Genomic DNA, 10,993 nt, shown 5'->3' on the forward strand with positions numbered 1-10,993 from the left:
AAGAACGGAAATTGTCGTGTTCTTCTGCCGTGCGCTCCGTCGGTTTTCGGGGTCGTCACATCACCGCCCGACCTCCCACGCCTCGTTCAGGACATCGGCGATCCGGGCCAGCGACTCGGGCGACGCCATCTCCCAGTGCGTGGCCTCGACGGGATGGTTGTGAATCCGGCCGTCCACCGCCTCCGTCCACGTCGACGCGTTGCGCGCGCCATCGGCGTCGTCCAGCGCCGCGGTGAAGAACACCAGGTCGCCCTTGTACGCCGCGGGGTGGTAATCGGCGATGAGCGCGAGCGAGTTCTCGGCCGAGCCGAGGGCCCGCGCGACGCGGTCCGCACCGAGCCCGTTGAACGGCTCCGGCAGCGACTCGATCAGCGCGGCCACGGTGTCCACGGTGACAACCGAATCCACATCGATGTCGCCGGCGACCGCTGCCGCCGGGAGCAGCCCGCCGAGCAGATCCCGTGCCGTCATGCCCGCGCCCTCGGCATCCGACGCCCCCTGCAGGTCTGAACTGCTGTCCATCATCGCGAGCAGCGCGACGTCCTGCCCCTCGGTCTGCAGCTGCACGGCCATCGCATGAGCGATGACACCGCCGAGCGACCACCCGACGAGGTGGTAGGGCCCCTCGGGCTGAATCGCGCGGATCTCGCGGACGTAGCGTCCCGCCCATTCCTCGATCGAGCCCGGCAGATCGCCGGTCTCCACGAACGCGGGCGACTGCAGACCGTAGATGGGGCGATCCGAATCGACATGCTGCGCGAGGCCGGCGAAGGCCCACGACAGACCGACGATCGGGTGGACGCAGAACAGCGGCGCGCCCGCGCCCGACTCTCGAATCGGGAGCAGGACACCGAAGGCGGCCTCGCTGCCGAGATCGACACCACCGGACCGGGCGGCCTCGACCTTCGCGGAGATTCCCGCGGCGGTGGGATCGGAGAACATCCACAGCAACGGAACGCTGACCTCGAGCGCGGCGGTGAGCCTGGAAACCACCTGGGTGGCAACCAGTGAGTTTCCGCCGAGATCGAAGAAGTTGTCGTCCAGACCGACCCGCTGTGCCCCGAGCACCTCCGAGATCGTGGCCACGACGATCTCCTCGACCGGTGTCGACGGCCCGCGGTACTCCACCGCGGCGAACGCGGGCTCGGGCAGTGCCTTGCGCTCGATCTTGCCGTTCACGCTCAGCGGCATCCGATCGAGCACCATCACGACGGCGGGAACCATGTACGACGGAAGTGAGCCCGACAGTCCGTCGCGGACGGCCGATCCGTCCACCTCGCCGACGACATACCCGACCAACTGGGTACCGGCCCAAGCGTCCTCGCGTGCGACGACAACGGCCTCGCGCACACCCGCGGTGGTCAGCAGGGCGGACTCGATCTCACCGAGTTCGATCCGGAAACCACGCACCTTCACCTGGAAATCGGCGCGCTCGAGGTAATCGAGGTTTCCGTCCGGCAACCAGCGCACCACGTCACCGGTGCGGTAGATCCGGCTGCCGTCCCCGAACGGGTTTGCGACGAACCTGTCCGCCGTCAGATCGCTGCGTCCGTGATAGCCGCGCGCCAGCTGTGCGCCGGCGAGGTACAGCTCGCCCGCGACCCCGACCGGCACCGGACGCAGCCGCGAATCCAGCACGAACACCTGGGTGTTCCACTCCGGAGAACCGATCGGGACCGTCGCCGAGTCCTGCGGACCTGTCCGATACGAGGTGACCGAGACCGCGGCCTCCGTCGGCCCGTAGAGGTTGTCCAGGCGCGCCCCCGACACCGCCCGCAGCCGTGTCGCGGTCTGGGCGGGCAGCGCCTCGCCGATCGCCAACACCCGGGTGACGCAGGCGGGGAACGGCACCGCGGAGTCCGCCAGGAGCATCGACAGCATCGACGGCACCGCGTGCAGAGTCGTCACCGACTCGGACCCCATCAACTCGAGCAGATATGCGGGGTCCTGATGGCCGTCCGGGCGCGCGATCACCAAGCGGGCACCCGTCTGCAGCGCCCACCAGAACTCCCACACCGACAGGTCGAAGGTGGCCGCGGTCTTGAGCAGCACCGCGTCGACCGAGTTCAGACCGTACTCGGACTGCTTCCACTGGAGCTGGTTGACGATCGCCGCATGACTGATCGCGACGCCCTTCGGCCTGCCCGTCGACCCCGAGGTGAAGATCACGTACGCGGCGTTCTCGCTGCGCAGCGGCGCCACCCGCTCGTCGTCGGAGATGGGGCCGGAGTCGACCACCGACAGATCGAGCGCGCCGAGGTCGAGGACACTCGTCGACGACGGCAGGTTCGAGGAATCCGCCGCACGCGTGAGCACCAGGGCAGGTGCGGCCGACTCGAGCACGAGCGCGGTCCGCTCCACCGGGTGATCGGGGTCCAATGGCACGTACGCGGCGCCGGACTTCACGATCGCGTACATGGCGACCACGAGGTCGATCGACCGTCGCATCGCCAGACCGACCAGCGACTCCGGCCCGACGCCTTCCGCGATCAGCCTTCGGGCCAACCGGTTCACCCTGGCATCGAACTCGCTGTAGGTCAGCGACTCTCCCTCGAACACCACGGCGGTGTTCGACGGCGTGAGCGCCGCCTGGGCGTCGAACAGGTCCACCAATGTCGCGCCGGTGACCTCCACGTCCGTCGCGTTCCAGTCGCCCAGCACCCGGTCGCGTTCGACCTCGTCCATGATCTCGACATCACCGACGATGACCGACGGATCGGCCGCGACCGCCTCCAGGATCAGGAGCAGTCGATCCACGAACACCTGGACCGTCGCCGGATCGAACAGGGCGCTGGCGTAGGTGATCCCGCCGTTCAGCCCCGCGGCCCTGCCGTCCTCGTCGTATCGATCGCCGACGATCAGGTGCAGATCGAACTGCGAGATCTCCGTCTCGAAGTCCGCCGCGGCGACCGTCAGGCCCTGCAGTTCGAACTCGGTCTCGGCCAGGTTCTGGAACGAGAAGCCGACCTGGCACAGCGGATGTCGTGCCGTCGACCGAGTCGGGTTCAGGACCTCGACGAGCCGCTCGAACGGCACGTCGGCGTTGCCGAATGCTCCCAGGTCCGTCTCCCGCACCCGCAGGAGCAGATCGGTGAACGACTGGCCGGGGTCGATCTGCGTCCGGAACACCAGCGTGTTGACGAACATGCCGACCAGGTCGTCCAGGACCGCCTCGCCACGACCGGCGAACGGGGTTCCGACGGCGATGTCCTCGGTACCGGAGGACCGGGCCAGCAACATGGCGAACGCCGCGTGCACGACCATGAACAGGGTCGAGTTCTGCGCTCGCGCAATATCTCCCAGCGCCGCATGCAGGCGCGCATCGATCTGGAAGTCGATCCGACCACCGTGGTACGACTGCACGGCGGGCCGTGGCCGGTCGGTGGGCAGGTCGAGCTGGTCCGGCAATCCGGACAGCTCCGACTTCCAGTACTCCAACTGCCGCGAGATCAGCGATGCCGAATCGTCCTCCGAGCCGAGCACGTCGCGCTGCCACAACGCGAAGTCCGCGTACTGGACGGGCAACGGCTGCCACGCCGGTCCCGTGCCCGCGCTACGAGCCGCGTACGCCACCATCAGATCCCGCGTGAACGGCGCCATCGACGAACCATCCGCGGCGATGTGGTGGACGACGACCGCCAGCACGTGCTCCGTCTGGACGCCGTCGACGCACAGCAGCATCGCCCGCACCGGAACCTGAGCGGTCACGTCGAAACCGGACTGGACGAAATCGGTCACGATGCCGGTGATCTCGGCCGAGGTCACCTGTGTCGGTGTCAGGTCGGGCACCGCAGTGTCGACCGGCACGATCACCTGGGTCGGGCCGTCAGCGGTCTCCGGGTACACGGTGCGCAACACCTCGTGGCGGGCCACGACATCCTCGACCGCCGCCTGCAGGGCGTCGATGTCGAGTTCCCCCGACAGCCGGATGGCGGCCGGGATGTTGTACGCGGCCGACTCGGTGTCGAACCGGTTGAGGAACCACATCCGCTGCTGTGCAAGGGAAAGCGGGACCCGATCCGGACGCTCCTGAGCGACCAGCGCCTTGCGGCCACCCTCGCCCACGTGCCGCTCGACCCGCGCGGCGAGCGCAACGACCGTCGGTGCGTCGAACAGCGCCCGCACCGGCACCACCGCATCGAGTGCGGATCCCAGCCGCGCCGTCACCTGGGTGGCGATCAGCGAGTTTCCACCGAGTTCGAAGAAATCGTCGTCGAGGCCCACCCGCGGTACCCCCAGCACGTCGGCGTAGACGGCCGCGACGATCTCCTCGATCGGATTGGAGGGCGCCCGGAACTCGCGTACCTCGAACACCGGGGTGGGCAACGCGTTGCGGTCCAGCTTGCCGACCGGGGTGAGCGGCACCTCGTCGAGCACCATGATCGACGAGGGCACCATGTATGCGGTCAACGACCGAGAGACGAACTCCGTCAGTTCCGCGGGGACAAGGGATTTCCCCTCGACCGCCATCACGTATGCCACCAGCGAGCTGACGCCCGCGGCATTCGTGTGTCCGAGGGTGATCGCGAAGTCGACATCCGGATGGGCGGACAGCGCCGCATCGATCTCACCGAGCTCGATGCGGAACCCGCGCACCTTCACCTGGAAATCCGAACGTCCGACGTACTCGACCTCCGGCTTGTCGTCGGGGCCGGTCCACCGCACCACGTCGCCGGTCCGGTACATCCGCTCGCCCGTCGCCGAGTACGGGTTGGCCACGAACCGGTCCGCGGTCAATCCGGGGCGGTTGTGATAGCCGCGCGCCAGCTGCACCCCCGCGATGTACAACTCGCCGGCGACGCCGACCGGCACCGGACGCAGTCGGTCATCGAGGATCAGGGACCGCATTCCGCGGGTGGGGCCGCCGATGGTGACCCGCTCGCCCGCGACCATCGGATCGCTGATGTTCGTCATGATCGTCGTCTCGGTCGGGCCGTAGCCGTTGAACAGCTCACGACCGGGCGCCCACCGCGACACCAGGTCCGCCGGGACCGCCTCGCCACCGGCCACCACGTTCCGGAACTCATCGAGCCCGGTCGGATCGACCGAGGCCAGTGCCGACGGGGTGATGAACGCATGGGTGACCCGTTCGCGGCGCAGCAGCTCGGCGAGCTCGGCTCCGCCGAACACCGACGGCGGCGAGACGACGAGAGTGCCGCCCTCCGCGATCGCCAGCAGGAGCTCGAGGATCGAGGCGTCGAAACTCGGCGAGGCGACGTGCAGCGCCCGCGTGTCTGCCGAGAGCCGGTACCTGTCCCTTTGCTCGGTCGCGAAGTTCGCCAGGCCACGGTTCGTGACGACGACTCCCTTCGGCATGCCCGTGGAACCCGAGGTGAAGATCACGTAGGCCGGATGCGAGTCGAGCACCGGGCGGACCAGCTCATCCGAGGTGATCGGAACCTGCGGGAGGGCCGCGAGCCGCGCGTCGAACTCGGGGTCGTCGAGGACCAACCATTCCGTCATCGACGGCAGCGAGGCGGCGAACTGCCTCGTGGTGATGCCCACGGCTGCACCGGTGTCGGTCACCATGTGGTCGACACGATCGGACGGGTAGTTCGGGTCGACCGGAACAAAGGCCGCACCCGTACGGGCCACCGCCCATGCCGCGAGCACCGAGAGATCCGAACGGGGCACCGCCACCGCAACCAGATCCTCGGCGCCGAGACCACGACCGATCAGCAACCGCGCCAGGCGTGCCGAGCGCTCGTCGAGCTCCCGGTACGACATCGTGGCCGACTCGAACACGATCGCCGGGGCCGACGGATCCAACGCCGCCGCCCTTGCCAGCATCTCCCCGAGCGGCACGGGCGCGATCGCCGCGGACCCGTGACGGTCCACGAGATCCGCACGCTCCGCCGGGTCGAGGATCTCGATGTCTCCCAGCAACGTCGACGGCGCCGCGACGACCGCGCGCAGGATGCGCTCGAACCGCTCGGTGAATCCGACGACCGTCGCCTCGTCGAACAGTTCGGTCGCGTAGTTCAGCTCGGCGGCGATGCCGGCCTCGCTGCCGTCCTCGGTCGACGACTCCGAGATCGTCAGCTGCAGGTCGAACTTGGCGATCTGCTCGTCGAACTCGACCCCACTGAGGGTGAGCCCGTCCAGCTCGAACCTGACCGCACCGATGTTCTGGAACACCAGCGCGACCTGGAACAGCGGGTTGCGTGCCTGCGACCGGGCTGGGCTCAGCACCTCGACCAACCGCTCGAAGGGGACGTCCGCGTTCGCGAAGGCGGACAGGTCGGTCTCTCGGGCCTGGGCCAGCAGCGCCTCGAAGCTCGTCTCGGGCGCCGCGTTCGTCCGCAACACCAGGGTGTTGACGAACATGCCGACCAGGTCGTCGAGCGCGGCCTCGCCACGACCGGCCACCGGGGTGCCGACCGCGATGTCCTCGGTGCCGCTCAACCGCGCCAGCAGCACCGCCAACGCCGAGTGCAGCACCATGAACATCGTCGAATTGTGCCGACGGGCAAGGTCACCGAGTGCCCGATGCAACTCGGCATCGAGAGTGAACGGCACCGCCGCACCCCGGTTCGAGGCGATCAGGGGCCGCGGACGGTCGGAGGGAAGGTCGAGTTGGTCGGGCAGGCCGTCCAGGGTTCGAGACCAGAACGCCAGCTGCTGGGAGATCAGCGACTCCGGATCCTCCTCGGCACCGAGCGACTCCCGCTGCCACAGCGCGTAGTCGGCGTACTGGATCTCGAGCGGCGCCCACTCCGGTGCCCGCCCCGCCGACCTGGCCGCGTACGCCACCATCACGTCGCGGGTGAGCGGGCCCATCGAGAAACCGTCGCCTGCGATGTGGTGCACCACGAGAACCAGCACGTGCTCGTCGGTGCCTGCGACCGCGAACAGCGCCGCGCGTAGCGGGACCGCACCGGTGACGTCGAATCCGGCGGCCATCAATTCGACCACCCGGCCGATGATCGCGTCGGCCGCAACCGTCTCCGGAACCAGTTCGATGCCGAACTCCGAGACCGGGAGGATCACCTGATGTCCCGCGCCGTCGAACGCGGGATAGACGGTGCGCAGCACCTCGTGCCGCGCGATCAGGTCACCGACGGCGGCCTGCAACGCCTCGACATCGAGCACACCCGTGAGCCGCACGGCCACCGGAATGTTGTTGACCGCGGACTCGGGGTCGAACTGGTTGAGGAACCACATCCGGGACTGCGCCAGCGACAACGGAATACGTTCCGGACGCGGCTTGGCCGCCAGTTCGACCCGGCCACCCGTGCCCGCCCGGTCCTGCAGGCGGGCCGCGAGCGCGAACACCGTCGAGGAATCGAACAGCTCCCGCACGGGAACCCGCGCATCGAGCGCCGCGGCCAACCGGGCCGCCGCCTGCATGGCGACCAGCGAATTGCCGCCGAGCTCGAAGAAGTCGTCGTCGAGTCCGACCGCCTCGATGCCCAGCACCGCGCCGAACACCGACGCGACGATCTCCTCGGTCGGGGTCGTCGGGGCCCGGAACTCCCTCGCCGCGAACACCGGCGCGGGGAGGGCACGGCGGTCGATCTTTCCGCTCGAGTTGAGCGGGAACTCCTCGACCACCACGATCATCGTCGGCACCATGTACGCCGGCAACGACAGCCCGAGGACGCCCTTGAGCTCCTCGACCTCCACCGTCGCGCCGGGCTTCACGGTCACGTAGCCGATCAGGTGCCGGCCCGCGGAGGTCGAGCTGACCACCGCCGCGGACTGGCTCACCGATGTGTGTGCGGCCAGTGCCGTCTCGACCTCGCCCAGCTCGATCCGCAGCCCGTGCAGCTTCACCTGGTCGTCGGTTCGTCCGAGGAAGGTGAGCTCGCCCGCCTCGGTCCAGGCCACCAGGTCGCCGGTGCGGTAGAGCCGATCGCCCCCGGAACCGAAGGTGTTGGCGACGAATCGCTCCGCGGTCAGGCCGGGTCGGGACTCGTAGCCCCGCGCCAGCTGGGTACCCGCGAGGTACAGCTCACCCGGCACGCCCACCGGGACCGGACGCAGCCGCGAATCCAGCACGAACGCCTGCGTGTTCCAGACCGGGGCACCGATCGGCACGACGGCCGGGTCGGCGTCCACACTCTCGCGGCGGGTCACCTGCATGGCCGCCTCGGTGGGCCCGTAGAGATTGTGCAGCCGCGCGCCGGACACTCGACGGAACTCGGCCGCCACCCCGGCGGTCAACTGCTCGCCACCGGCGAACACCCGGCGCAGGGCGGTCGAGCCGCCGCCGACGGCGAGCGCGTCCGCGACCGGCGACAGCATCGACGGCACGAACTGAGCCGTGGTCACCCGTTCGGAGACGATCACCTCGGCGAGGTACTGCGGATCGCGGTGACCGTCCGGCTGGGCAAGCACCATGCGAGCGCCGGCCAGCAACGGCCAGAAGAACTCCCACACCGACGCATCGAACGTAGCGGGCGACTTCTGGAGCACCACGTCGGACGGGTCCAGTCCGTACTCGTCCTGCATCGAGAGCAGCTGATTGACTGCTGCGCGATGGGTGACGGAGACACCCTTCGGCTCCCCGGTCGAACCCGATGTGAAGATCACGTACGCCGTGTTCTCCGCGAGCAGCGGCGAACGGCGGTCCCGATCGGAGATGGGTACCCCGGAGGTCGCGGTCAGGTCGAGCGAGTCGATGCGGATGATCGACCGCTCACCCGCCTCCGGCAGGTCGATGCCGCCGGCGGTCAGCACGCACTGTGGGTCCGCGGTGGCAAGGATGTGTGCGATGCGCTGCGAGGGCTGATCCGGGTCTACCGGGACGTAGCCGCCGCCCGCCTTCACGACCGCGTACATCGCGATCACGAGTTCCACCGAGCGTCGGATCGCGAGCGCCACCAACGACTCCGGACCCACGCCCTCGGCGATGAGGTGGCGCGCGAGCCGGTTTACCCGCTGGTCGAACTCCGCGTAGCTCAGGGTGAGCTCCCCGAAGGTCACCGCGGGTAGCTCCGGTGTCCGGCCGACCTGTTCGTCGAACAGTGCCATCAGTGTCTGCGCCGGGATCTCGACGTCGGTCGAGTTCCATTCCCGCAGAACCAGTTCCCGCCGGTCCCCGTCGAGCAACTCGATGTCGCCGACCGGTCGGCCCGCATCGGTGGCCACCGCCCGCAGGATCCGGAGCAATGCCTCGGCGAAGCCACGCACCGTGGACTCGTCGAAGAGGTCGGTCGGGTAGCTCAGCTCCGCGGCGATGCCGGCGGCCGCACCGCGCTCGTCGTAGGTGTCGGCGAAGACGAAATCGAGGTCGAACTTCGCGACGACCGCGTCGGTGGGCACGCCCGCGACCCGCAGCCCCTCGAGTTCCAGCGTCGCCTGCTTCATGTTCTGGAAGGCCATGGACACCTGGAACAGTGGCGAGTAGGCCTGCGAGCGGGTCGGGTTGAGAACCTCGACCAGCCGCTCGAACGGCACGTCCGCGTTGCCGAACGCACCCAGGTCGATCTCACGGACCTGCGCGAGCAGATCATCGAAGCTCGCCGCGCCGTCCACCTCGGTCCGCAGGACCAGGGTGTTGACGAACATGCCGACCAGGTCGTCGAGGGCGGCGTCGCCGCGACCGGCGATCGGCGTACCGATCGCGATGTCCCCGGTACCGGTGATCCGGGCGAGGAGGGCCGAGAGGGCGGCGTGCACGACCATGAACAGGGTCGCACCGCCCCGACGACCGATCTCGCCCAGTGCCGCATGCAGTTCGGCGTCGATCTCGAACCGATGCGCCGCTCCCCGCATCGAGGGCGCCTCGGGACGTGGGCGGTCCGTCGGCAACCCCAGCAGGTCCGGCACCCCGTCGAGCGCCGCCTTCCAGTAGCCGAGCTGGCGGGCGCTCACCGACTCCGGATCGTCCTCCGAGCCCAGGATCGCGCGCTGCCACAGGCTGTAGTCCGCGTACTGCACCGGTAGCGGCGACCACGCCGGTGCCTCGCCCTGCGAACGCGCCACGTAGGCGACCATCACATCGCGGGTCAGCGGGCCCATCGACCAGCCGTCGGCACTGATGTGGTGCACGACGAACACCAGGACTCGTTCGGTGTCCGAGAGCTCGTAGAGCCGTGCGCGCAGCGGGACCTCGGCGGTCACGTCGAACGGCAGCGTGACGAATTCCTCGACCAGTCCGACGACGGTGTCCTCCGCCGCGGCGATCGGGGTCAGGTCGAGCGATGCGTGGTCGAGTGGCAGCACCACCTGGAGTCCGGCGCCCTCCCATTCGGGGTAGACGGTACGCAGGACCTCGTGGCGGGCGGCGACGTCGACCACCGCCTGCTGCAGCGCACCGGTGTCGAGTTCGCCGGACAACCGAATCGCAACCGGGATGTTGTACGCGGCCGACGCCTCGTCGAACCGGTTGAGGAACCACATCCGCTGCTGCGCCGGCGAGAGCGGAATTCGCTCCGGGCGCTCCCCCGCGGTCAGCGCGAGCCGGCCACCGCTGCCCGCATGCGATCCGACGCGTGCGGCGAGCGCCGCCACGGTCGGGGCCTCGAACATCGCACGCACCGGCACCGTCGTGTCCAACAGCGACCCGAGTCGCGCCGCGACCTGGGTGGCGATCAGCGAGTTTCCGCCGAGCTCGAAGAAGTCATCATCCGCACCCACCCGCTCGACGCCGAGAACTGCCGCGAACGTGTCGGCGACGATCTCTTCGACAGGGGTCGACGGTGCCCGGAAGACCTTGGCCTCGAACACCGGGGCGGGCAGGGCCTTGCGGTCGAGCTTGCCGCTCGCGTTCACCGGGAACGCCTCGAGCACCACGAACGCCGACGGCACCATGTAGGCGGGCACCGACGCGGCGACCGCCGCCCGCACCGACGCCGATTCGATCTCCGCACCGACAGCGGGCACCAGGTAGGCGACGAGGGCCTCCCCGGTTCGATCGTCGCGATGCAGGACCACGACCGACTGAGAGACCTCCGGCACACCGGACAACGCCGACTCGATCTCGCCGAGCTCGATCCGCAAACCACGCAACTTCACCTGGAAATCCGTACGCCCGATGTACTCCAAC

1 protein-coding gene is annotated in these 10,993 nt (G+C 69.0%); it reads right to left on the bottom strand.

Going from position 1 to position 10,993, the window contains the following annotated elements:
• Nucleotides 1-60: 60 nt before the first annotated feature.
• The coding region (locus ACFQS9_RS03665) for a non-ribosomal peptide synthetase (protein WP_378401693.1) at nucleotides 61-10,993 on the bottom strand (10,933 nt) is incomplete at its 5' end.

Origin of the sequence: Rhodococcus daqingensis, assembly GCF_042665615.1 — a bacterium.
GTDB classification, from domain to species: domain Bacteria; phylum Actinomycetota; class Actinomycetes; order Mycobacteriales; family Mycobacteriaceae; genus Rhodococcus_G; species Rhodococcus_G daqingensis.